This window comes from [Erwinia] mediterraneensis (genome assembly GCF_900604315.1).
In the GTDB taxonomy this organism is placed as follows: domain Bacteria; phylum Pseudomonadota; class Gammaproteobacteria; order Enterobacterales; family Enterobacteriaceae; genus Pantoea; species Pantoea mediterraneensis_A.
Genome location: NZ_LR026978.1, coordinates 83,720 through 107,402 on the forward strand (window position 1 = coordinate 83,720; position 23,683 = coordinate 107,402).

16 protein-coding genes and 1 riboswitch are annotated in these 23,683 nt (G+C 59.8%); of the genes, 14 read left to right on the forward strand and 2 right to left on the reverse strand.

Translation table 11 applies throughout. From position 1 onward, the window contains the following. The first annotated feature begins 24 nt into the window (after positions 1 to 24). The 14 genes from yegD (at position 25) to E0E17_RS00435 (ending at position 21,513) form a co-directional block, all read left to right on the forward strand. A complete protein-coding gene (gene yegD / locus E0E17_RS00370; protein WP_130830761.1) occupies positions 25 to 1,377 on the forward strand; it encodes a molecular chaperone in 1,353 nt (450 codons plus the stop codon). Positions 1,378 to 1,730: 353 nt separating this feature from the next. Further along, entirely contained in the window at positions 1,731 to 2,966 is a 1,236-nt protein-coding gene (locus E0E17_RS00375; RefSeq protein ID WP_130830762.1) for an MdtA/MuxA family multidrug efflux RND transporter periplasmic adaptor subunit, read from the forward strand. Continuing rightward, positions 2,966 to 6,088 carry an MdtB/MuxB family multidrug efflux RND transporter permease subunit gene (locus E0E17_RS00380; protein ID WP_130830763.1) on the forward strand — a complete coding sequence of 1,041 codons (3,123 nt, stop codon included), beginning with the start codon at positions 2,966 to 2,968 and terminating at the stop codon, positions 6,086 to 6,088. The genes E0E17_RS00375 and E0E17_RS00380 overlap by 1 nt, the downstream gene beginning before the upstream one ends. Then, complete coding sequence (gene mdtC / locus E0E17_RS00385; RefSeq protein ID WP_130830764.1) at positions 6,085 to 9,162, forward strand: multidrug efflux RND transporter permease subunit MdtC; 3,078 nt, start codon at positions 6,085 to 6,087, stop codon at positions 9,160 to 9,162. Before E0E17_RS00380 ends, mdtC begins: the two co-directional genes overlap by 4 nt. Positions 9,163 to 9,178: 16 nt before the next feature. Next, the gene (mdtD, locus tag E0E17_RS00390) at positions 9,179 to 10,582 is read left to right on the forward strand and encodes a multidrug transporter subunit MdtD (RefSeq protein ID WP_130830765.1); all 1,404 of its coding nucleotides are present in this window, start codon (positions 9,179 to 9,181) and stop codon (positions 10,580 to 10,582) included. 8 nt (positions 10,583 to 10,590) lie between these two features. Further along, the gene (baeS, locus tag E0E17_RS00395) at positions 10,591 to 11,964 is read left to right on the forward strand and encodes an envelope stress sensor histidine kinase BaeS (RefSeq protein WP_439654639.1); all 1,374 of its coding nucleotides are present in this window, start codon (positions 10,591 to 10,593) and stop codon (positions 11,962 to 11,964) included. 9 nt (positions 11,965 to 11,973) lie between these two features. Then, entirely contained in the window at positions 11,974 to 12,681 is a 708-nt protein-coding gene (gene baeR / locus E0E17_RS00400) for an envelope stress response regulator BaeR (protein ID WP_130830767.1), read from the forward strand. Positions 12,682 to 12,797: 116 nt separating this feature from the next. After that, on the forward strand, positions 12,798 to 14,144 hold the full coding sequence (trhP, locus tag E0E17_RS00405) for a prephenate-dependent tRNA uridine(34) hydroxylase TrhP (RefSeq protein ID WP_130830768.1): 1,347 nt from the start codon (positions 12,798 to 12,800) through the stop codon (positions 14,142 to 14,144). Between the two features lie 332 nt (positions 14,145 to 14,476). After that, a complete protein-coding gene (gene yegS / locus E0E17_RS00410) occupies positions 14,477 to 15,376 on the forward strand; it encodes a lipid kinase YegS (protein WP_130830769.1) in 900 nt (299 codons plus the stop codon). 239 nt (positions 15,377 to 15,615) lie between these two features. After that, positions 15,616 to 16,830: a D-mannonate dehydratase ManD gene (gene manD, locus E0E17_RS00415; protein ID WP_130830770.1), complete on the forward strand. Its 1,215-nt coding sequence runs from the start codon at positions 15,616 to 15,618 to the stop codon at positions 16,828 to 16,830. A gap of 10 nt (positions 16,831 to 16,840) precedes the next feature. Further along, a complete protein-coding gene (locus E0E17_RS00420; RefSeq protein ID WP_130830771.1) occupies positions 16,841 to 17,851 on the forward strand; it encodes a Zn-dependent oxidoreductase in 1,011 nt (336 codons plus the stop codon). Positions 17,852 to 17,922: 71 nt separating this feature from the next. Beyond that, positions 17,923 to 19,206, forward strand: coding sequence for an MFS transporter (locus E0E17_RS00425; protein ID WP_130830772.1), 1,284 nt, complete (start codon positions 17,923 to 17,925; stop codon positions 19,204 to 19,206). 65 nt (positions 19,207 to 19,271) lie between these two features. Then, the gene (locus E0E17_RS00430) at positions 19,272 to 20,774 is read left to right on the forward strand and encodes a mannitol dehydrogenase family protein (protein ID WP_130830773.1); all 1,503 of its coding nucleotides are present in this window, start codon (positions 19,272 to 19,274) and stop codon (positions 20,772 to 20,774) included. Positions 20,775 to 20,832: 58 nt separating this feature from the next. Then, a complete protein-coding gene (locus E0E17_RS00435; protein WP_130830774.1) occupies positions 20,833 to 21,513 on the forward strand; it encodes a GntR family transcriptional regulator in 681 nt (226 codons plus the stop codon). Positions 21,514 to 21,867: 354 nt separating this feature from the next. Here the strand turns inward: E0E17_RS00435 and thiD are convergent, their stop codons facing one another. Both thiD and thiM read right to left on the reverse strand, forming a co-directional pair. Then, entirely contained in the window at positions 21,868 to 22,668 is an 801-nt protein-coding gene (thiD, locus tag E0E17_RS00440; protein ID WP_130830775.1) for a bifunctional hydroxymethylpyrimidine kinase/phosphomethylpyrimidine kinase, read from the reverse strand. Beyond that, the gene (gene thiM / locus E0E17_RS00445; protein ID WP_130830776.1) at positions 22,665 to 23,459 is read right to left on the reverse strand and encodes a hydroxyethylthiazole kinase; all 795 of its coding nucleotides are present in this window, start codon (positions 23,457 to 23,459) and stop codon (positions 22,665 to 22,667) included. The genes thiD and thiM overlap by 4 nt, the downstream gene beginning before the upstream one ends. Before the next feature lie 33 nt (positions 23,460 to 23,492). Next, positions 23,493 to 23,589: riboswitch (TPP riboswitch) on the reverse strand. Between the last annotated feature and the right edge of the window lie 94 nt (positions 23,590 to 23,683).

A 23,683-nucleotide genomic window follows, 5' to 3' on the forward strand; every position in this document is an offset into this window, starting at 1 on the left:
TTTTTCTCGCTTGCAGGGGGTGACATGTTTATCGGCTTTGATTACGGAACGGCGAACTGTGCGATCGCAGTCATGGAGAAGGGCGCGCCGCGCATGCTGCCGCTGGAACAGGGCCAGCCGCTGCTGCCCTCGATGATCAGCGCGCCGACGCGTGAGGCGATCAGCGAATGGCTCTATCGTCACCATCAGATTCCCACCCCCGACAGCGAAACCACCGCCCTGCTGCAACGCGCGCTGCGCTTTAATCGTGAAGAAGATATTGAGGTCGCCCCTGACAGCGTGAAGTTCGGCCTTACCGCGCTGCAGCAGTATATGGACGATCCGGAAGAGGTGTGGTTCGTCAAGTCGCCGAAGTCATTCCTCGGGGCGAATGGCCTGAAGCCGCAGCAAATTGCGCTGTTTGAAGATCTGGTGTGCGCCATGATGCTGCATATCCGTCAGCAGGGTGAGCGGGCGCTGGGAGAAAGCATCGATCAGGCGGTAATTGGCCGCCCGGTGAACTTCCAGGGCACCGGTGGTGACGACGCTAACCGTCAGGCGCAAGGCATTTTGCTGCGTGCGGCGCAGCGGGCCGGATTCCGCGACGTGGAATTCCAGTTTGAGCCGGTCGCGGCCGGGCTCGATTTCGAAGCTACGCTGGAGCAGGAAACGCGCGTGCTGGTGGTGGATATCGGCGGCGGTACCACCGACTGCTCGATGCTGCTGATGGGGCCGCAATGGCGCAACAAAGCTGAGCGCCAGCAGAGCCTGCTGGGTCACAGCGGCTGCCGTGTGGGCGGTAACGACCTCGATATTATGCTGGCGTTTAAAACCCTGATGCCGCTGCTGGGCCTGGGCGGTAACACCAGTAAAGGCATCGCTCTGCCTGCTTTGCCCTGGTGGAACGCCGTGGCGATCAACGATGTTCCGGCGCAGAGCGACTTCTATTCAGCGGCCTGCGGTAAGCTGCTGCGCGATCTGGTGCGCGATGCGCAGGAGAGTGAAAGCGTGGCGCGCCTGCTGAAAGTCTGGCAGCAAAAGCTGAGCTATCGTCTGGTACGGGCGGCGGAAGAGAGCAAAATCGCGCTTTCGCAGCGTGACAGCTGTGACACCTCGCTGGCGTTTATCGCGCCGCAGCTGCACACCCGCATCGCGGCAGAGCACCTGCAGGAGGCGATTGACCAGCCGCTGACACGCATTCTGGAGCAGGTGAAGCTGGCGCTGGCCAGCAGCGCCACCCGTCCTGATGTGATTTATCTCACCGGCGGCAGCGCGCGTTCCCCGGTGTTGCGCGCCGCGTTGCAGCAGGAGCTGCCGCAAACGCCCATCGCCAGCGGCGATGATTTTGGCTCCGTGACCGCCGGTCTGGCACGCTGGGCCGGGGTGCTGTTTCGCTGAGGCAAAGGGCGGCTCCCGCATTGGTCGCCCAGCTAAATAAGTTGCCACCCGGGGCAGAACGCGGCACCTGCATGCCGCGCTCGCCCTGCTCACCGCGTTGATTCTGCCCCTGCACGCTCGCTTCTGTATAATAAGTCCACCTGCTACGCAGCAGCGCAAAGACCCGGGTTCGCCTGCGGATTTTGCCGCCGGATTATTTGCAAAACAGGAATACTTACCCCGGCTATACAGTTATCCTTATTTCCTTCAACTTTTGTCCCTTTGCGCCATCTACAATCACTGGTCTTGTGGACTTTTGCTTTTTGCCCCCGTGTTGATGGGATATTTACACCGCTGGAGAGCACATAAACGTCATGAATGCCCGACCTTCTTTAGTGAAAAAAAGCCTGATTATTCTGGTGATTGTCGCCGCCGCAGGCGGTTACGCCTGGTGGCAGCATACGACGCAACCCGATAACAAAAAAACCGCCGAGGCACGCAGCGCGCGCGGTGGTAAAGGTGGCGGCGCTGGCGCCCGCCGACCGCTGGCACCGGTACAGGCCGCCACGGCAGAAACGCAGAGCGTGCCGCAATACCTCAGCGGATTAGGCACGGTCGCCGCCGCCAGTACGGTCACGGTACGCAGCCGGGTAGATGGCGAGCTGCAGGCGATTCATTTCCAGGAAGGGCAGCAGGTGAAAGCGGGCCAGCTGCTGGCGGAGATCGATCCGCGTCCGTTCCAGGTGGCGCTTACCCAGGCAGAAGGTCAGCTGGCGCGAGATCAGGCCACGCTGGCTAACGCACGCCGTGACCTGGCGCGCTATGAGCAGCTGGCGAAGACGCAGGTGGTGTCGCGTCAGGAACTGGATACCCAGCGCGCGCTGGTGAGTGAAACCCTTGGTACCCTGAAAGCGGATGAGGGCAGCGTGGCCAGCGCCCGGCTCAATCTCACCTACAGTCGCATCACCGCGCCGATCTCCGGGCGCGTCGGTCTGAAACAGGTGGATGTCGGCAACTATGTCAGCAGCGGCGACAGCAACGGCCTGGTAGTGATTACCCAGACCCAACCCATCGACGTCGTCTTCAGCGTAGCGGAAAACAACATCAGTCAGATTCTGCAGGCGCAGAAAAGCGGACAGCCGCTGAGCGTCGAAGCCTGGGATCGCAGCAATAAAACCTTGCTGACCAGCGGCGAACTGCTCAGCATCGACAACCAAATCGATGCCACCACCGGCACCATCAAACTGAAAGCGCGCTTCGCCAATGCGGATGAGCAGCTGTTTCCCAATCAGTTTGTTAATGCGCGCCTGAAGGTGAATACCCTGCAGGACGCGGTGGTAATCCCCACGGCGGCGCTGCAGATGGGCAGTGAAGGCAACTTTGTCTGGGTGGTCAACAACGAGAACAAAGTCAGCAAAAAAAGCGTTACCGCGGGTCTTCAGGACAGCCAGAAAGTGGTGATCAGCGCCGGACTGGACGCGGGTGAGCGCGTCGTCACCGACGGGCTGGATCGCCTGACCGAAGGGGCTCAGGTGGAAGTGGTCGCCGCCCAGAGCACGGCGACCAGCGGCAGCCGCGCGACGCAGCCCGCCAAAGGAGCCCGTGACTGATGCAGGTAATGCCTCCAAATGCCAGTGGCGGGCCATCCCGTCAGTTTATTCTGCGCCCGGTCGCGACCACGCTGTTGATGATGGCGATTCTGCTGGCTGGCGTGCTGGGCTATCGCTTTTTACCGGTATCCGCCCTGCCGGAGGTCGATTACCCCACCATTCAGGTGGTGACGCTCTATCCGGGGGCCAGCCCGGATGTCGTGACCTCTTCCATTACCGCGCCGCTGGAGCGCCAGTTCGGCCAGATGTCGGGCCTGAAGCAGATGGCCTCGCAAAGCTCGGGCGGCGCCTCGGTGATTACCCTGCAGTTTCAGCTGACGCTGGCGCTGGATGTGGCTGAACAGGAAGTGCAGGCGGCTATCAATTCCGCCACTAACCTGCTGCCCAACGATCTGCCCAATCCCCCGGTGTACAGCAAAGTGAATCCGGCGGATCCGCCCATCATGACGCTGGCGGTGACCACCACCAGCATGCCGATGACCCAGGTGCAGGATATGGTAGAGACGCGCATTGCGCAGAAAATCTCTCAGGTGTCCGGTGTCGGTCTGGTGACGCTCTCCGGCGGCCAGCGTCCTGCGGTACGCGTGAAGATGAATACCCAGGCGCTGGCCGCGCTCGGGCTGAGCAGTGAGGATGTGCGCACCGCCATCAGTAACGCCAACGTTAACTCGGCGAAAGGCAGCCTCGATGGCCCGGAGCGCAGCATCACGCTCTCCGCCAATGACCAGATGAAGTCGGCAGAAGATTATCGCCAGCTGATTATCAGCTACAACAATAACGCCCCGGTGCGGCTGGGCGATGTGGCAACCATCGAACAGGGCGCGGAAAACAGCTGGCTCGGCGCCTGGGCCAACCGCGATCAGGCGATTCTGCTTAACGTCCAGCGTCAGCCAGGGGCTAATATTATCGACACCGCCGATAATATCCGGGCCATGCTGCCTGCCCTCACCGCCTCGCTGCCGAAATCGGTGGAGGTGAAGCTTCTGAGCGATCGCACCAACAATATTCGCGCCTCGGTCACCGACACCCAGCATGAGCTGATGCTTTCTATCGCGCTGGTGGTGATGATCATCTATCTGTTTCTGCGTAATGTACCGGCCACCATTATCCCGGCCGTGGCGGTGCCGCTGTCGCTGGTGGGCACCTTTGCCGCCATGTATTTCCTCGATTTCTCCATCAATAACCTGACGCTGATGGCGCTGACCATCGCCACCGGCTTTGTGGTGGATGACGCTATCGTGGTGATTGAAAACATCTCGCGCTATCTCGAGAAAGGCGAGAAGCCGCTGGCCGCCGCGCTGAAGGGGGCGGGCGAGATCGGCTTCACCATTATCTCCCTTACCTTCTCGCTGATTGCGGTGCTGATCCCGCTGCTGTTTATGGGCGACGTGACAGGACGACTGTTCCGCGAGTTCGCCGTCACCCTGGCGGTGGCGATACTGATCTCCGCCGTGGTGTCGCTGACGCTGACGCCGATGATGTGCGCCCGCATGCTGAGCGCCGAATCGCTGCGTCGCCAGAATCGCTTCTCACGCGCCAGCGAGGCGCTGTTTGAGCGCATCATCGCCGCTTACGGGCGTGCCCTGAAGCGCGTGCTGAATCATCCGTGGCTCACGCTGTCGGTCGCGGTCTCCACCCTGCTGCTGACCGTGATGCTGTGGATGGTGATCCCGAAAGGCTTTTTCCCGCAGCAGGATAACGGCATCATTCAGGGCACGCTGCAGGCGCCGCAGTCGGTTTCTTACGCCAGCATGGCGCAGCGCACCCGCGACGTCGCCTCTGTTGTGATGAAGGACCCGGCGGTACAGAGCCTGACCTCCTTCGTCGGCGTGGACGGCACCAATGCGGCGCTGAACAGTGCCCGTCTGCAGATCAACCTGAAGCCGCTGGCGGAGCGCGACGAGCGCATACCGGAGGTACAACAGCGCCTGCAGCAGGCGGTAGCGCATCTGCCCGGCATCCAGCTCTGGCTGCAACCGGTGCAGGATCTCACCATCGAGACCCAGAGCAGCCGTACCCCGTATCAGTTTACCCTGCAGTCCGGTTCGCTGGTGTCGCTGGGTAAATGGGTACCGGCGCTGCTGGCTGAGCTACAGCAGCTGCCGCAGCTGCGCGACGTCAGCAGCGACTGGCAGGATCAGGGGCTGGAAGCCTATATCAATGTCGATCGCGACAGCGCCAGCCGTCTGGGGATCAGCATGGCAGATGTGGACAATGCGCTGTATAACGCCTTTGGGCAGCGTCTGATTTCTACCATCTATACCCAGGCCAACCAGTATCGCGTGGTGCTGGAGCAGGATAACAGCGCAACCCCTGGTCTCGCCGGACTTGACGCTATCCGCCTGACCAGCAGTGATGGCGGCAGCGTGCCGCTCAGCGCCATCGCCCGGGTTGAGCAGCGGCATACCGCACTGAGCATTAACCATCTTGATCAGTTTCCGTCCGCTACCTTCGCCTTTGATGTGGCCGAGGGTTACTCGCTGGGCGATGCGGTGAAAGCGGTGACTGAGGCACAAGCCCAGCTCGGCATGCCAGAGGATCTGATGACGCAGTTCCAGGGCAGCACGCTGGCCTTTGAAGCGGCGCTTTCCAGCACCGTCTGGCTGATTGTCGCCGCCGTGGTGGCGATGTACATCGTGCTGGGCGTGCTGTACGAAAGCTTTATCCACCCGATCACCATTCTCTCGACGCTGCCTACCGCCGGCGTCGGCGCTCTGCTGGCGCTGCTACTCAGCGGTCAGGAGCTCGATATTATCGCCATTATTGGCATTATCCTGCTGATAGGGATCGTGAAGAAAAACGCCATCATGATGATCGACTTTGCCCTCGCCGCCGAGCGCGAACAGGGCATGTCGCCGGATGAGGCGATTTATCAGGCGAGTCTGTTACGCTTTCGCCCCATCCTGATGACCACCCTGGCGGCGCTGCTCAGCGCCCTGCCGCTGATGCTCAGCACCGGCGTCGGGGCTGAGTTGCGTCATCCGCTGGGCATTGCCATGGTCGGCGGTCTGATCCTCAGCCAGATCCTGACGTTGTTCACCACGCCGGTGATCTACCTGCTGTTTGACCGCCTCGCCTGGGCGACGCGCCGCCGCTTTGGTCATGAGGAGGCGCAGCCGTGAAGTTCTTTGCGCTGTTTATCCATCGCCCCGTCGCGACCATTCTGCTGACGCTGGCGATTGCGCTGGCCGGGTTTCTCGGCTTCCGCCTGCTGCCGGTCGCGCCGCTGCCGCAGGTGGACTTCCCGGTGATTATGGTCTCCGCCTCCCTGCCGGGGGCCTCGCCGGAGACCATGGCCTCGTCAGTGGCGACGCCGCTGGAGCGTTCGCTGGGCCGTATTGCGGGTGTCAGCGAGATGACCTCCACCAGCTCGCTCGGCAGTACGCGCATTATTCTGGTGCTCGATTTTGACCGGGATATTAACGGCGCGGCGCGGGATGTGCAGGCCGCGATTAACGCCGCGCAAAGTCTGTTACCCACCGGCATGCCGAGCCGCCCGACCTATCGCAAGGCAAACCCCTCAGACGCACCGATCATGATCCTGACGCTCACCTCGGACAGCTATAATCCGGGTCAGCTTTACGATTACGCCTCCACGCAGCTGGCGCAGAAGCTGGCGCAGATTGAGGGGGTAGGCGATGTCACCGTGGGCGGCAGTTCGTTACCGGCGGTGCGCGTCGCGCTCAATCCGCAGGCGCTGTTTAATCAGGGCGTATCGCTGGATGCGGTACGCAGTGCCATCAGCAATGCCAACCAGCGGCGACCGCAGGGCGCGCTGGAAGATCAGCAGCAGCGCTGGCAACTGCGTACCAACGATGAGCTGAAAACTGCCAAAGAGTATCAGCCGCTGATTGTCCACTATAACAACGGCGCAGCGGTGAGACTGGATGATGTGGCGACGGTGGAAGATTCGGTGCAGGATGTGCGCAACGCCGGGATGTCTGCGGGCAAACCGGCCGTGCTGCTGGTGGTGCGCAAAACGCCGGAAGCGAACATTATCGAGACCGTGGACCGTATTCGCGCCGAAATGCCCGCCCTGCACAACGTGATCCCGGCGGCCATCGATCTGCAGATTGCCCAGGATCGCTCGCCCACCATCCGGGCTTCGCTCCATGAGGTGGAACAGTCGCTGATGATTGCCGTGGTGCTGGTGATTCTGGTGGTATTTCTGTTTCTGCGCTCCGGACGCGCCACGCTGATCCCTGCGGCTGCGGTGCCGGTGTCACTGATTGGCACCTTTGCCGCCATGTATCTGTGCGGCTTCAGCCTGAATAACCTGTCGCTGATGGCGCTGACCATCGCCACCGGCTTTGTGGTGGATGACGCCATTGTGGTGCTGGAGAATATTTCTCGTCACATCGAGGCGGGGATGAAACCGCTGCAGGCGGCGTTGCAGGGGGTGCGTGAAGTGGGCTTCACCGTGCTCTCCATGAGTCTGTCGCTGATCGCCGTTTTCCTGCCGCTGCTGATGACCGGTGGTCTGATTGGCCGCTTCTTTACGGAGTTTTCCATCACTCTTTCGGTCGCAATACTGATCTCCCTGTTTATCTCGGTGACCCTGACGCCGATGATGTGCGCATACCTGCTGAAAGCGCAGCCGGCCCGCAGCCAGCCGCGTCGTCACGGGGCGGGACGTCTGCTGCTGGCCATTCAGCAAGGCTATGGCCGTTCGCTCACATGGGTACTGAAGCACGCACGCTGGACGCTGCTGGTGCTGTTCGGCACCATCGGGCTCACCGTCTGGCTGTTTATTACCCTGCCGAAAACTTTTCTGCCGGAGCAGGATACCGGCCGCCTGAGCGGCTTTATCTCTGCCGATCAGAGCATCTCCTTCCAGGCGATGCGCGGTAAGCTGGCCGATTTCATGAAAATTATCGCCGCCGATCCGGCGGTGGAGAACGTGACCGGTTTTACCGGCGGCTCGCGCACTAACAGCGGCTCGATGTTTATCTCGCTGAAGCCGTTGTCCGAACGCAAAGAGAGTGCCCAGGCGGTGATCGCCCGGCTGCGCGGCAAACTGGCGAAAGAGCCGGGTGCCAGTCTCTATCTGAACGCGGTGCAGGATATTCGCGTCGGCGGTCGCGAGGCGAATGCCAGCTATCAGTACACGCTGCTCTCAGACAACCTGGACGATCTGCGTGAGTGGGAACCCAAAATTCGTCGCGCCTTCTCTGCCCTGCCCGAGCTGGCGGACGTCAATTCCGATCAGCAGGATAACGGCAGCGAAATGGCCCTGACCTACGATCGGGAGAGCATGGCGCGCCTCGGCATTGATGTCGCCGATGTCAATGCGCTGCTGAATAACGCCTTTGGCCAGCGCCAGATCTCCACCATCTATCAGCCGCTTAACCAGTACAAGGTGGTGATGGAGGTGGATCGGCGCTATACCCAGGATATCAGCGCGCTGGCGCAAATGTTTGTGATTAACAGCGCAGGCAAGGCGATCCCGCTCTCATGGTTTGCGCAATGGCGACCGGCCAATGCGCCGCTCTCGGTCAGCCATCAGGGGTTATCGGCGGCGTCGACCATCGCCTTTAACCTGCCGGAAGGTGTGGCGCTGTCAGACGCTTCTGCCGCCATCGATCGCGCCATGACTGCTCTCGGCGTGCCCACCAGCGTGCGCGGCAGCTTCGCGGGCACTGCTCAGATCTTTCAGCAGTCGCAGTCGAGCCAGCTGTGGCTGATGCTGGCGGCAATCGTGGCGGTCTATATCGTGCTGGGGATCCTGTATGAGAGCTATGTGCATCCGCTGACCATTCTCTCTACCCTGCCCTCTGCCGGAGTCGGCGCGCTGCTGGCGCTGAAGCTGTTCAATACGCCGTTCAGCCTGATCGCGCTGATCGGTATTCTGCTGCTGATCGGCATCGTGAAGAAAAACGCCATTATGATGGTGGACTTCGCGCTGGAAGCACAACGCAACGGCAATATCAGCGCGCGCGAGGCGATTTTCCAGGCTTGCCTGCTGCGTTTTCGGCCGATTCTGATGACTACGCTGGCTGCGCTGCTGGGGGCGCTGCCGCTGGTGATCTCCAGTGGCGATGGCGCAGAGCTGCGCCAGCCGCTCGGCATTACCATTGCCGGTGGTCTGGTGATGAGTCAACTGTTAACCCTCTACACTACACCTGTGGTTTATTTAATGATGGATAAGCTGCGCGACAGAAAACGAGCAAAAACGGTCAATGTTATGAACAGCTAAGAGGATTCCACCGCAGATGAGTACTCAGGACGCAACGGTTCGCTGGCAACTCTGGATTGTCGCCTTTGGCTTTTTTATGCAGACACTGGATACCACCATTGTTAACACCGCCCTGCCGGCAATGGCGAGCGATTTGGGTGTCAGCCCGCTGCATATGCATTCAGTGATTGTCTCTTATCTGTTAACCGTGACCGTCACCCTGCCGCTGAGCGGCTGGCTGGCGGATCGTTTTGGCGTACGTAACATCTTTTTCAGCGCCATTGTGCTGTTCAGCATCGGCTCCCTGCTGTGTGGCCTCTCCACGACGCTGAATCAGCTGGTGATGTCGCGCGTGGTGCAGGGCATTGGCGGGGCGATGATGGTGCCGGTCGGGCGTCTGACGGTGATGAAAATCGTCCCGCGCGAGCAATACATGGCGGCGATGACCTTTGTCACCCTGCCAGGCCAGATTGGCCCGCTGCTTGGCCCGGCGCTGGGCGGCGTGCTGGTGGAGTATGCCAGCTGGCACTGGATCTTCCTGATCAATATTCCGGTGGGCATTGTCGGCGCCATCGCCACTATGATGCTGATGCCCAATTACCGCATGCAAACCCGACGTTTCGATTTTGTCGGCTTTCTGCTGCTGGCCGCCGGGATGGCGACCCTGACGCTGGCGATGGACGGCAGCCCCGCTGGCGGCAGCGCGTTGCTGCCGGGGGCGATGATCCTGATCGGCGTGTTATCGCTGCTGTTTTATCTGATGCATGCGCGCAGCAATGATAACGCCCTGTTCAGCCTGAAACTCTTCGATAACCACACCTATACCATCGGCCTGCTCGGCAGCCTGACGGGACGCATCGGCAGCGGCATGCTGCCGTTTATGACGCCGGTGTTCCTGCAGCTTGGCATGGGCTTCAGTCCGTTCCATGCCGGTTTAATGATGATCCCGATGGTGCTCGGCAATATGGGCATGAAGCGCCTGGTGGTGCGCATTGTTAACCTGTTTGGCTATCGTCATGTGCTGGTTGGCTCCACCGTGGCGCTGGCGGTAGTGGTGCTGCTGTTCCCGCTGGTGGCGTTGCTGGGCTGGAACTGGCTGCTGCCGCTGGTGTTGTTCCTGCTGGGGATGGTCAACGCCATCCGTTTTTCCTCCATGAATACCCTGACGCTGAAAGAGTTGCCCAATGAACTGGCCTCAAGCGGCAACAGCCTGCTTTCGATGATTATGCAGCTGTCGATGAGTATCGGCGTAACCGTGGCGGGCCTGCTGCTGGGCGCTTTCGGCCACAATGAGCTGGCTGACAGCGAGGCGGTGCAGCTGACCTTTATTTATACCTGGCTGTGTATCGCCGTGATTATTATCCTGCCTGCGCTGATCTTCTGGCGCGTGCCGCAAGAGATGAGCCAGAATCAGAATCTGTCCCCGGGGAGAAAAACGTGAAGCACAGGATGCGTTTTGGCATAGGTGCCAAGCTGTTTATGGCCATCTTTTCCACCTGCATGCTGGTGTTGATCACCATGCACTGGGGCGTGCGCCTCAGCTTTGAACATGGCTTTGTTGACTACATTAAAAACAGCAATGAGCAGCGTCTCACCATGCTGAGCGATGCCCTCGCCGATCAATATGAACAGCACGGCAGCTGGGATTTCCTGCGTCACAATAACCGGCTGATTTTCACTATTCTGCGCTCGCTGGAACAGAATCCCGACAGCGATAAACCGCTGCCGCCGCACGGCTGGCACACCCAGTTCTGGGTGATCGATCAACGCTACCGGGTGCTGGTGGGCCCACGGTTACCGGTGCCGCCCGAGGGATCGCGACGCAATATCACCACCAGTAACGGCAAAATTGTCGGCTGGGTGATCGGCTCGCCGCCGGAACGGCTGACGCGCAGCACCGATATCAACTTTGATCGTCAGCAGCGCCGCACCAGCTGGCTGATTGTCGGCCTTTCCACGCTGCTGGCGGCGCTGGTGACCTGGCTAATGGCGCGTGGCCTGCTGGCTCCGGTCAAACGGCTGGTGGACGGCACCCACCATCTGGCGGCGGGTAATTTTGCCAGCCGCGTTGAGGTCAGCAGTCAGGATGAACTGGGCCAGCTGGCGCAGGATTTCAACCGTCTGGCGAGTTCGCTGGAAAAAAACGAAAGTAACAGGCGCGCCTTTATGGCCGATATTTCCCATGAATTGCGCACCCCGCTGGCGATTTTACGCGGCGAGCTGGAGGCGATGCAGGATGGCGTACGCAAGCTGACGCCGGAAGCGATCGCTTCGCTGCAGAGCGAAGTGGCGGTGCTGAGTAAACTGGTGGACGATCTGCATCAGCTTTCGCTGTCGGATAAAGGGGCGCTGGCGTATCGCAAGCAGGCGCTGGATCTGGTGCAGCTGCTGGAAGTGGCGGCGGGCAGCTTTGCCGAGCGCTATCGCAGCCATGGGCTGGCCCTGCAGCTTGCGTTGCCCGGCGAAGCCACGTTTTTTGGCGATCCTGACCGCCTGATGCAACTCTTTACTAACCTGCTGGAAAACAGCCTGCGCTATACCGATGCGGGCGGCCAGGTGCAGATCGCACTGCGCGACGACGGAGGCCACTGGCAACTGACGTTTGCTGACAGCACGCCGGGCGTGGATGCGGCGCAGCAGGGGCAGATTTTCGAGCGTTTTTATCGCACCGAAGGCTCGCGCAACCGCGCCAGTGGGGGTTCGGGGCTGGGACTGGCAATCTGTAAAAATATTGTCGAAGCCCATGAGGGCACCATCAGTGCGGATCACTCTGATTTAGGTGGCCTGAAAATCACGCTACAATTGCCGCATGTTCACCATTGATCATCGACCATGAGCCAGGAAAAAATGGATCCACTGATCCTTATTGTTGAAGATGAACCCAAACTGGCGCAGCTGATGACAGATTATCTGCACGCGTCCAGCTATCGTACTCATCATATTGCCGATGGCAGTCAGGTGCTGGCGTATGTGCAGCAGACGCCGCCCGATCTGATCCTGCTTGACCTGATGCTGCCCGGCACCGATGGACTGACCCTGTGTCGGGAAATCCGGCGTTTTTCCGAACTGCCCATCATGATGGTGACCGCACGCAGCGAAGAGATCGACCGTTTGCTGGGGCTGGAAATCGGCGCTGACGACTACATCTGCAAACCGTTCAGCCCGCGTGAGGTCGTAGCGCGCGTGAAAACTATCCTGCGCCGCTGTAAACGCACGCCGGAAGAGGTGCAGAAAGCGTCGCTGCTGGTGATTGACGAGGGCCGTTTTCAGGCCAGCTGGCGTGACCAGCCGCTGGATCTGACGCCAGCCGAGTTTCGCCTGCTGAAAACCCTGGCGCTGGAGCCGGGGAAAGTGTTCTCGCGCGAGCAGCTGCTGAATCATCTCTATGATGACTACCGGGTGGTGACCGATCGCACCATCGACAGCCACATTAAAAACCTGCGCCGCAAGCTGGAAAATCTCGACAGCGAGCAGCCCTTTATTCGCGCCGTCTACGGCATGGGCTATCGCTGGGAAGCGGATGTGGGTCGTTTGATCTAGCGCAAGTCACCTCCCCGCGCGGCTGTCTATAATTTCCCTCCTTTTGCCGGGCCGTTTACCCACGGCCACGGCACGTCCCTGTTGGGGGGCGCTGACCTGACATCAGTGAGAAAACCATGTTTAAACCGGAACTGCTTTCACCGGCAGGAACGCTGAAAAATATGCGCTACGCCTTTGCTTACGGCGCCGACGCCGTGTACGCCGGTCAGCCGCGCTACAGCCTGCGCGTGCGCAACAATGAATTCAATCATGAGACGCTGGCGCGCGGCATTGCCGAAGCGCACGCGCTGGGCAAGCGTTTTTATGTAGTGGTAAATATCGCGCCACATAACGCCAAGCTGAAAACCTTTCTGCGCGATCTGGAACCCGTGATTGCCATGCAGCCTGATGCGCTGATTATGTCTGATCCCGGCCTGATTATGCTGGTACGCAACGCTTTTCCCGCCATGCCGATTCATCTGTCGGTGCAGGCCAATGCGGTGAACTGGGCGACGGTACAGTTCTGGCAGCAGCAGGGGCTGAGCCGGGTGATCCTGTCACGGGAACTGTCGCTGGAGGAGATTGCAGAGATCCGTCAGCGGGTGCCAGAGATGGAACTGGAAGTCTTTGTGCATGGCGCGCTCTGCATGGCCTATTCCGGCCGCTGTCTGCTCTCCGGCTATCTGAATAAGCGCGACCCCAATCAGGGCACCTGCACCAACGCCTGCCGCTGGCAGTATGATGTCCAGCCGGGCAAAGAGGACGAGGTGGGCAATATTGTGCAGCAGTATCAACCTGTTGTGCAGCAGCCCACTGACAAACTTTTTCTGCTGGAAGAGAAGCTCAAGCCCGGCGAACCCATGTCCGCCTTTGAAGATGAACACGGCACCTACATCATGAACTCGAAAGATCTGCGTGCGGTGGCGCATGTTGAACGTCTGAGTCAGCTGGGGGTGCATTCGCTGAAAATTGAAGGGCGCACCAAATCGTTCTACTACTGCGCGCGCACCGCCCAGGTTTATCGTCGTGCGATCGATGACGCCGCCGCCGGCAAACCTTTTGACCCCTCGCTGCTGACAACCCTGGAGGGGCTGGCGCACCGCGGCTATACCGAAGGCTTTTTACGCCGCCATACTCACGACAGCTACCAGAACTACGAGCAGGGGCATTCGGTGTCCGATCGTCAGCTGTTTGTCGGTGAATTTACCGGCGAGCGGCGCGGCGCATGGGCGCAGGTGGCGGTTAAGAACAAATTCCTGCTGCAGGACAGCCTGGAGATGATGACGCCGGCGGGCAACCTCACCTTTACGCTGTCGGCGCTGGAAAACAACAAAGGCGAGGCGATCAGCGTCGCGCCGGGAGACGGGCATCAGGTCTGGCTGCCGGTGGCGGAAGAGATTGATCTTGCCTGGGCGCTGCTGCTGCGCAACCTGCCCGATGGCAGCACCACGCGCGATCCCCATAGCAAAACGGTGAGCATTTGAGAAAGAGTTTCACGAAGTTTAGAGTGGGATCACAGACCGCCGCTTCGTCCTCCCGTAGACTCGCGCCTGCTGACCAGAAGTAACAATAAACAGCAGGTTGTATCAGGAACCACCTCATTCACCCGCCCGGCTCCCCCGCGCGGGTTTTCTTTTTTCCGTCTTTCGCCGATCAAATTCTTATCCCAACTATGCTATATCCTGAATATAGCAGTCACGCACCGCTGTCTCTCCCGTTCCGTTTCAGCGCCTGCGCTGACTGCGGTACAGGTGCGGCCAGTGACGCCGTCGTTGAATATGACAGGTCGATACTTTTTCTCTTCAAGGACTGAAATATGACTAAACATCCGCTTACGCTGGTGATTCTTAATGGTAAAGGCGCAGGTGACGAGGCGTTACGTGCGGCGATAACCCAGCTTCGTGAAGAAGGTTTTAATATTGCCGTACGCGTGACCTGGGAAAAGAATGATGGTCTGCGCTACGTAAAAGAGGCAGTAGCGCTGCACGCCGACACGGTGATCGCCGGCGGCGGCGACGGTACGGTGAACGAAATTGCCGCCGCGCTGGTGATGCAGCCCGCAGAACGTCGTCCGGTTCTCGGCATTCTGCCACTCGGCACGGCCAACGATTTTGCTACCAGCGCGGCAATTCCGGAAGATCCGGAAGCGGCGCTGCGACTGGCGATTCTGGGTAAAACGACCATGATCGATATCGCCCGCGTGAATCAGGATCGCTGGTTTATCAATATGGCGACCGGCGGATTCGGCACGCGTATTACCAGTGAAACGCCGGAGAAACTGAAATCGGCGCTGGGTGGCGTCTCCTATCTGATTCATGGTCTGACGCGCGTCGACGCGTTAAAACCTGACAGTTGCCAGATTGAAGGGTCCGGCTTTTTCTGGAAAGGGGATGCGCTGGTCATTGGGATCGGCAACGGACGCCAGGCGGGCGGCGGTCAGCGCCTCTGTCCGTCGGCGCTGGTGAATGACGGCCAGCTGGATATCAGCATTGTCACCGCGCAGGAGCTGTTAACTACCCTGATGCACTCCCTGACCAGCGATGAAGAGAACCCCAATATTGTCAGCACCCGGCTGCAGTCGCTGTCGATTCGCTCGCCCAATGAGATGACGTTTAACCTGGATGGCGAGCCGCTGACCGGACGCGAATTCCAGATTGAAGTGCTGCCAGCCGCGCTGGCCTGCCGCCTGCCCCCGCAATGCCCGCTGCTGGTGTGAAAGCGCCCGGCGTTCTTACTGCCCATGGAAACCGCTCGCGAGGAGCGGTTTTTTTTATCGACGCGGCTAAGCCTCCTGTTGCAAGGATAAATCTGCCCTCTCTGTGAGAACAGAGACTGACTGATACGCCTGCCCCAGCACAGTGTGATTCTGTTCACAACTCTCTCATGATTACTTGTATGGTAGTATGAACAAGCGTACTTTTTCGTCATCGACCCTACGTAAGAAAGGCCTTCGAGATGAAAATTGTTAACGCTGAAGTGTTTATCACCTGTGCGGGCAGAAACTTTGTCACCCTGAAAATCACCACCGATGACGGCCTGACCGGCATTGGCGACGCCACCCTGAATGGTCGCGAACTGCCGGTCGCCTCCTACCTGAAAGATCATATCTGCCCGCAGCTGATTGGCCGTGATGCCCGGCAAATCGAAGATATCTGGCAGTACTTTTACAAAGGCGCTTACTGGCGGCGCGGACCGGTCACCATGTCGGCGATCTCCGCAGTGGATATGGCGCTGTGGGATATCAAAGGCAAAGCTGCCAATATGCCGCTTTATCAGCTGCTGGGCGGAGCGTCGCGCACCGGCGTGATGGTTTACTGCCACACCACCGGCCACACTATCGATGAGGTGATGGACGATTACGCCAGACATAAAGAGATGGGATTCAAAGCGATTCGCGCGCAGTGCGGCGTACCGGGCATGAAAACCACCTACGGCATGGCCAAAGGCAAAGGGCTCGCCTACGAACCGGCGACCAAAGGCAACTGGCCGGAGGAACAGCTCTGGTCCAGCGAAAAGTATCTCGATTTTACCCCCAGACTCTTTGCCGCTATCCGCGATAAGTTCGGTTTTGACCAGCATCTGCTGCACGATATGCACCATCGCTTAACCCCGATCGAAGCGGCGCGCTTTGGCCAAAGCGTGGAGGATTACCGACTGTTCTGGATGGAGGATCCAACGCCAGCAGAGAATCAGGCCTCCTTCCGCCTGATCCGTCAGCATACCGTCACGCCGATTGCTGTGGGCGAAGTCTTTAACAGCATCTGGGATTGCAAGCAGCTGATTGAAGAGCAGCTGATCGATTATATCCGTACCACCATTACTCACGCCGGGGGCATTACCGGAATGCGCCGCATCGCCGATTTCGCTTCGCTCTATCAGGTACGTACCGGCTCGCACGGCCCTTCTGACCTTTCACCAGTCTGCATGGCCGCCGCGCTGCATTTCGATCTCTGGGTGCCGAACTTCGGCGTGCAGGAATATATGGGCTACTCCGAACAGATGATGGAGCTGTTTGACGTCAGCTGGACCTTTGATAACGGCTACATGCATCCGGGCGACAAACCCGGCCTCGGCATCACCTTCAATGAGAAGCTGGCGGCGCAATATCCCTATGAGCCCGCTTACCTGCCGGTGGCGCGGCTGGAAGATGGCACCCTGTGGAACTGGTAAGGAGAGCCGGATGAAAAGTGTCGTGGTACAACAACCCGGCGAACTGTTGCTGTGTGATACGCCGCTGCCGCAGCCGGCGGCGGGGGAAGTACGCGTTAAGGTGCAGTACGCCAGCATCTGTGGCTCAGATGTGCATATCTGGCACGGTCATAACCCTTTTGCCAGTTATCCCCGGGTGATAGGTCATGAGTTTTCCGGGGTGATCGATGCGCTGGGCGACGGGGTTGAGGCTGAGCGTCTCGGTGAGCGTGTCGCCGTCGATCCGGTGATCAGCTGCGGCCACTGCTACCCCTGTTCGGTAGGACGTCCCAACGTCTGTAGCGCGCTGCAGGTGATTGGCGTCCATCGCGACGGCGGTTTCAGCCATTATGTGTGTGTCCCCGCGCGCAATGCCTGGCGGCTACCCGCCGCCATCCCCGATAAGCTGGCGAGCCTGGTGGAGCCTTTTACTATTGCCGCGAATATCACCGCCTTTCTGCAGCCGCAGCAGCAGGATATCGCACTGGTCTACGGCGCGGGTCCGATGGGGCTGACAGTGATTCAGGTGCTGAAAGGCGTTTATGGCGTACAGCAGGTGCTGGTGGCGGATCGCCTGCCGGAACGTCTGGATCTGGCGCTGGCGAATGGCGCTGATCGCGTCTTTAACAACAGCAGCACGACGCTGGCTGCCCAGCTGAAAGGAGTCCAGCCCACGCTGATCATCGATGCCGCCTGTCATCCGGCGATTCTGGCGGAAGCGGCGGCCCTCGCCTCCCCCGCCGGACGTATCGGTCTGCTGGGTTTTTCCGGCGAGCCGTCGGCGATTACCCAGCAGAGCCTTACCAGTAAAGAGCTTTCGCTGTTTACCTCGCGCCTGAACAGCCATCGCTTTCCGCAAGTGATCGCCTGGATGGAAAAAGGGCTGATCAAGCCGGAAAAACTGGTCACGCACTATCTGCCACTGAGTGACATTGAACGCGCCATGACGCTGTTTGAACAGGCACCGCGTACCTGCTGCAAAGTCATTTTGCAGGTGGAATAAGTTTACCCTGCTAGCCACCATGAGGCGGCCGTACGCACGGCCGCTTCATCCTCTGAGCACACGGAGTTTCTATGTTTAAGAATCTGCGCTGGACACTCGTTTTGCTGTTATTTCTGGTCTACATGATCAACTATCTCGATCGTGTCGCCCTCTCCCTGACCCTGCCGCTGGTAGAAAAAGATCTGGCGATCAATGCCGAGCAGTTTGGCATGATCTTCGGCAGCTTCTTTTTTGGCTATGCGCTGTTTAACTTTGTCGGCGGCCTCGCCACCGACAGGTTTGGTCCGACCCTTGTGCTGGGTACGGCGGTCGCCCTCTGGTCGCTGTTCTGCGGCATGACGGCGCTGGCGACCGGCTTCTGGTCGATGTTGATACTGCGCGTGCTGTTCGGGATGGCTGAAGGTCCCATTTGCGCCTCGGCCAACAAGGCGATTAACGGCTGGTTCCCTAAAAAACAGGCGGCGACCGCTATGGGCCTGCTGAGCGCCGGTTCGCCATTAGGGGGGGCCGTTGCCGGACCGATTATTGGCTATCTGGCGCTGGCCTATGGCTGGCGTCCCGCTTTTGTGATTATCTGTCTGATTGGCCTGGTGTGGATGGCGCTCTGGTTTTTCGTTGCGGCGGATAACCCGGCGAAAAGCAAACGCGTTTCCGCCGCCGAGCGGGCGCTGGTAGAGAAACTCAAGGCCGAACAGCCGGGCGAAGAGGCCGATCTCGCAGGCGCGGCGCACGGTCTGGGCTACTATCTGCGTCAGCCGATTATTCTGGTCACCGCCTTCGCCTTCTTCTGTTACAACTACATTCTGTTCTTCTTCCTGAGCTGGTTTCCGGCCTATCTGGTGCAGGCGCACGGTCTGGATATCAAAGCGATGAGCATTACCACCATGATCCCATGGATTGTCGGCTTTGTGGGCCTGGCGCTGGGCGGCTGGATCTCCGACAAGATCTTTAACATCACCGGCAAGCTGCTGTTGTCGCGAAAAATTGTGCTGGTGGTCTCACTGCTGGCGGCGGCAATTTGTGTGGCGCTGGCGGGCACGATAAAAGAGGTCAATTCGGCGGTGATGATGATGTCGATCTCTATTTTTTTCCTCTATATCACCGGCGCCATCTACTGGGCAATTATCCAGGATGTGGTGCATAAAAGCCGCGTGGGCAGCATCAGTGGCTTTATCCATCTGATCGGTAGCCTCTCGGGCATTATCGGGCCAATTGTGACCGGATTTATTGTGCAGCACACCGGCAAATTTGACAGCGCCTTTGTGCTGGCCGGGGTGATTGCCGGACTGGGCGCGCTGCTGGTGTTGTTTGTGATTCGCAGCCCGAAAGCGGACAGCAAAACCGTGTCGATCTGAGGACCCGCTGCCTGTCGCCACTGTTTACGGGGCGTCCGACGCCCCGTTTGTCTTAAGGAGAGATTATGTTAATGCTTGAGCGCCTTCCCGCCGGGATAGCGCAGCCCCGCTGGGATCGCAGTCAGTTAAAAACGCGTATGGTGCATATCGGCTTTGGTGCCTTTCACCGCGCGCATCAGGCGCTGTGCAGCGATAAGCTGGCAGAACAGGGCAGCGACTGGGGATATTGTGAGGTGAACCTGAACAGCGGCGAGGTGATTCAGGCGCTGCGCGAACAGCAGCTGCTGTATACCGTGACCGAGAAAGCGGATGATCATCTCAGCACGCGGGTGATTGGCGTAATCACGGCCGCGCTGCACGGTAAAAGCGATGGCATCGACGCCGTCATTGACGCCATGAGCCAGCCCGAGGTGGCGATTGTTTCGCTGACGGTAACGGAGAAAGGCTACTGCCATCTGCCCGCCAGCGGCAATCTTAATCCCGATCATCCTGATATTCAGCATGACCTGCAGCAGCCGGAAACGCCGCGCTCGGTGCCGGGAGTGATCCTCGCCGCGATCCGGCGTCGTCGCGCCCGCGGACTGCCTCCCTTCAGCGTGATGTCCTGCGACAATATGCCGGAAAACGGCCAGGTAACGCGCAAGGTGATGATCCAGCTCGCCGCACTACAGGATGAGGAGCTGGCCAGCTATATTCAGCAGCAGCTGAGCTTTCCCTCCACCATGGTGGATCGCATCGTCCCGGCGATGAGCGATGAGGCTTTTGCCGCGCTGAGCCAGCGGCTGGGCTGCACGGACCCGGTGGGCGTCGAAGCGGAGCCTTTCTTTCAGTGGGTGATTGAAGATAACTTTGTCCGGGGCCGTCCCGCCTGGGAGAAGGCCGGGGCGGAACTGGTGGATGACGTACTGCCCTTTGAAGAGATGAAGCTGCGCATGCTGAACGGCAGCCACTCCTTTCTTGCGTATCTGGGGTATCTGGCGGGCTATCAGCATATCAGCGACTGCATGGCCGACCCCTGGTTCAGACAGGCCGCCCATACGCTGATGCTGCAGGAACAGGCCCCCACCCTGCGTACGCGCGACGTGGATCTTGCCGCCTATGCCGACTCGCTGATAACCCGCTACGAGAACCGTGCCATCCGGCATCGCACTTATCAGATCGCTTCCGACGGTACGCAGAAGCTGCCGCAACGTCTGCTCGACAGCGTGCGCTGGCACCTGCAGCGGGGCAGCTGCTGCGATCTGCTGCTGCTGGGTGTGGCTGGCTGGATGCGTTATGTCGGCGCGCGGGATGAGCAAGGCCAGGCGATTGAGATTAAGGATCCGCTAAAGGCGGAACTGGCGCGCTGTGTGGCGCAGAGCGCCGAGGGCGAGGCGCGTGTCCGAGCCTTGCTGGCGCTGAATATGGTGTTCGCTGACGATCTGGCGCAGCATCCGCGCTTTGTGACACGGCTCTGCCAGCTCTATCAACAGCTGTGTCAGCAGGGTGCGCGCGCCACCGTAGCGCAGGTGATGACCGGCTACACCCTGGCCGCTAACAAAACTTCTGGCGCTGGCGCGGCGCGCTGATTAGACTAGTCTTCCACCTCGGGCTGGCACAGGCCAGCCGTTATACGGATATTGCAGTATGTCAATCGCCTACACTATTACCACCAGTGAGCCGGTAAATCAGCAGATTTATCGTTATCTGCGCCGGGATATTGTGACCTGTGCTATTTCCCCTGGCTCTCTGCTCTCGGAGAAAGAGGTTTCCGCCCGTTTTAACGTGTCGCGCCAGCCGGTACGCGAGGCTTTTATCAAACTGGCAGAGGCGGGACTGGTGCAGGTTCTGCCACAGCGCGGCACCTTCGTGCGTAAGATTTCTGCCCGCCGCGTGGCGGATGGCCGTTTTATTCGCGAAGCGGTGGAAGTGGCTGTGGTGCGCCGCGCCGCGCTGGAGGTGGAGCCCGCAGCCCTGATGGCGCTGGAGCACAATTTACGCCTGCAGAAGCTGGCCGCCGAGCGGCAGGACAGTCAGGCCTTTCTGCAGCTGGATGATGAGTTTCACCGTCTGATTGCCGAGAGCATCGACTGCCTGCTGGCGTGGGAAACGGTAGAAAACATCAAGGCCACCATGGATCGCGTGCGCTTTCTGACCCTGAGCGAGGTGTCGCCGCCAGAAAACCTGATTGAACAGCATGAGGAGATCTACGCCGCGCTGGTCAGCCATGACGCCGAAGCGGCTGAAGCCGCGATGCGCCGCCATCTGCAGGAGATGATCTTCTCAATTACCCCGATCGCCGAACGCAACAGCGACTGGTTTGAGTAAGACGGGCGCAGCAAGCGACGTGAACACAAAGTCCACGAGCATTGCTCGCTACGTTCGATCCTGACGGATTAGCCCTGCGGACTACCGGGTTGCAGGCAACCCGGACGGACGATGCTGCACAAGCCCGAGCCCGCAAGTAAGCCAGGCCAGCCGCACTTCTCCCAAGGGCAGTCGGCGGCGCAGCGGGATCGGGCGCGTCCAGCGCGCAGCAAGCGGAGTGGACACAAAGTCCATGAGCATTGCTCGCTACGTCCGATCCTGACGGATTAGCCCTGCGGGCTACCGGGTTGCAGGCAATCCGGACGGACGATGCTGCACAAGCCCGGGCCGGCAAGTAAGCCAGGCCATGCTCATTCACCACCAGCGGTGGAAATGATGTACTGGCCCTACCCCCCTGCCTACTTCCAGCGTATCTGCCTGCACCAGCGCCTGCTGTAGCCAGGCTTTCGCCTCAGCGACGGTCTCAGCCCAGTCAGCATAACGCGGACGCAGCGCCGCCAGCGCCGCTGACAGGGAACAGCCGGTGCCGTGGGTATGGCGGGTATGTACCCGGGGCGTGCTGAAACGCAGCTCACGTTGCGGCGTCATCAGCCAGTCCGGGCTCTCGTCATCGCTGAGATGTCCCCCCTTCATCAGTACCGCCTGACAGCCCAGCGCCAGTAAGGCCCGCCCCTGCTCCAGCATCTCCGCCTCCGTCTGCGCCACGCGGGTTTCCAGCAACGCGGCAGCCTCAGGCAAATTCGGCGTAATCAGCGAGGCCAGCGGCAACAAGCGTTCACGCAGGCTGGCGACCGCCTGCGGAGAGAGCAGCGCATCGCCGCTTTTCGCCACCATGACCGTATCCAGCACCACAAATGGCAGTGCGGCACGCTGCAGTTTTTCCGCCACCACTTCAACAATCTCTGCTTCCGCCAGCATGCCGATTTTCGCACTGTCGATGCGTACATCGTCCAGTACGGAATCGAGCTGCGCGGCAACAAACGCGGGCGTAATGCGATACACCTGCTGCACACCGCAGGTATTTTGCGCCACCAGTGCGGTAATCACGCTGGTGCCATAGGCCTCCAGCGCGGAAAAAGCTTTCAGATCGGCCTGGATACCCGCCCCTCCGCTGGGATCGGTGCCGGCAATGGTCAGGGCATTAATGCGTTTCATGCGGTTACCTCACCCTTCAGTTGCCATAGAGCATCCAGAAAGGCCGCAACGAAACTGCCCGGCCCCTTCGCCTGCTGCGTCGCCTGTTCGCCCGCCAGCGCCATGATGCGGCAGGCGCAGGCGATATTTATCAGCCGATCGCCGGACAAGCTGGCGAAAGCGGCCACCACGGCGGAAAGGGCGCAACCGGTGCCCACCACTCGCGTCATCAGGGGGCTGCCGCCGCTGACACGCAATGTGCGTTCGCCATCGGTGATGTAATCGACTTCGCCCGTTATCACTACGATGGTGCGATGATTCAGGGCCAGCTGCTGCGCCGCAGTCAGCGCAGCCTCCGCCTGATGCAGGCTGTCGACGCCACGACCGCCCTGCGCGTTCAGCGCCAGCGCCAGAATTTCTGAGGCGTTGCCGCGAATTGCCGCCGGTGAGGCGTCGAGCAGCTGGCGGCAAAACGCGCTGCGCAGCGACAACGCTCCCACGGCGACAGGATCCAGTGTCCAGGGCGTCGCAGCCGCCACCGCTGCTGTTACCGCAGCCTGCATAGCATCACGCCGCTCACGCGTCAGGGTTCCTACATTGATTAACAGGGCATCAGCCAGCGCGCTGAACTGCGCGGCTTCGTCCGCATCGATCACCATCGCCGGTGAGGCGTGAAGCGCCAGCAGCACATTGGCCGTAAAGCTTTGTACCACATCGTTGGTCATACAGTGCACCAGCGGCGACTGGCTACGGAACTGAGAGAGCGCACGGGCAACATGCGCATCAGGAAGAGAAAAAGGTTGATGGCTCATAAAGCTCCCAACCGGCGATCAAGAAGGCGAATGCGGTCAGGCATCTGACTTCCCTACGCTGGCATTATCCAGATCAGGTGGTACGGGTATTTCTCAGCCTTCACAAAGAAGGGCACCCCGAGTCATTTAGCTAAAATTCAACTGGTTGCGATTAAGGTACGTCATTAACCGCCAGTGAGGATAGTAATGCCAGCAGAAAGCCTTGTAAACGCTAAAAGCCGCCC

Bases quoted from the DNA above. Each gene is read 5' to 3' on its own strand.
- yegD (WP_130830761.1), top strand. From the start codon at position 25: ATGTTTATCGGCTTTGATTACGGAACGGCGAACTGTGCGATCGCAGTC.
- E0E17_RS00375 (WP_130830762.1), top strand. From the start codon at position 1,731: ATGAATGCCCGACCTTCTTTAGTGAAAAAAAGCCTGATTATTCTGGTG.
- E0E17_RS00380 (WP_130830763.1), top strand. From the start codon at position 2,966: ATGCAGGTAATGCCTCCAAATGCCAGTGGCGGGCCATCCCGTCAGTTT.
- mdtD (WP_130830765.1), top strand. From the start codon at position 9,179: ATGAGTACTCAGGACGCAACGGTTCGCTGGCAACTCTGGATTGTCGCC.
- baeS (WP_439654639.1), top strand. From the start codon at position 10,591: ATGCGTTTTGGCATAGGTGCCAAGCTGTTTATGGCCATCTTTTCCACC.
- baeR (WP_130830767.1), top strand. From the start codon at position 11,974: ATGAGCCAGGAAAAAATGGATCCACTGATCCTTATTGTTGAAGATGAA.
- trhP (WP_130830768.1), top strand. From the start codon at position 12,798: ATGTTTAAACCGGAACTGCTTTCACCGGCAGGAACGCTGAAAAATATG.
- yegS (WP_130830769.1), top strand. From the start codon at position 14,477: ATGACTAAACATCCGCTTACGCTGGTGATTCTTAATGGTAAAGGCGCA.
- manD (WP_130830770.1), top strand. From the start codon at position 15,616: ATGAAAATTGTTAACGCTGAAGTGTTTATCACCTGTGCGGGCAGAAAC.
- E0E17_RS00420 (WP_130830771.1), top strand. From the start codon at position 16,841: ATGAAAAGTGTCGTGGTACAACAACCCGGCGAACTGTTGCTGTGTGAT.
- E0E17_RS00425 (WP_130830772.1), top strand. From the start codon at position 17,923: ATGTTTAAGAATCTGCGCTGGACACTCGTTTTGCTGTTATTTCTGGTC.
- E0E17_RS00430 (WP_130830773.1), top strand. From the start codon at position 19,272: ATGTTAATGCTTGAGCGCCTTCCCGCCGGGATAGCGCAGCCCCGCTGG.
- E0E17_RS00435 (WP_130830774.1), top strand. From the start codon at position 20,833: ATGTCAATCGCCTACACTATTACCACCAGTGAGCCGGTAAATCAGCAG.
- thiD (WP_130830775.1), bottom strand. From the start codon at position 22,668: ATGAAACGCATTAATGCCCTGACCATTGCCGGCACCGATCCCAGCGGA.
- thiM (WP_130830776.1), bottom strand. From the start codon at position 23,459: ATGAGCCATCAACCTTTTTCTCTTCCTGATGCGCATGTTGCCCGTGCG.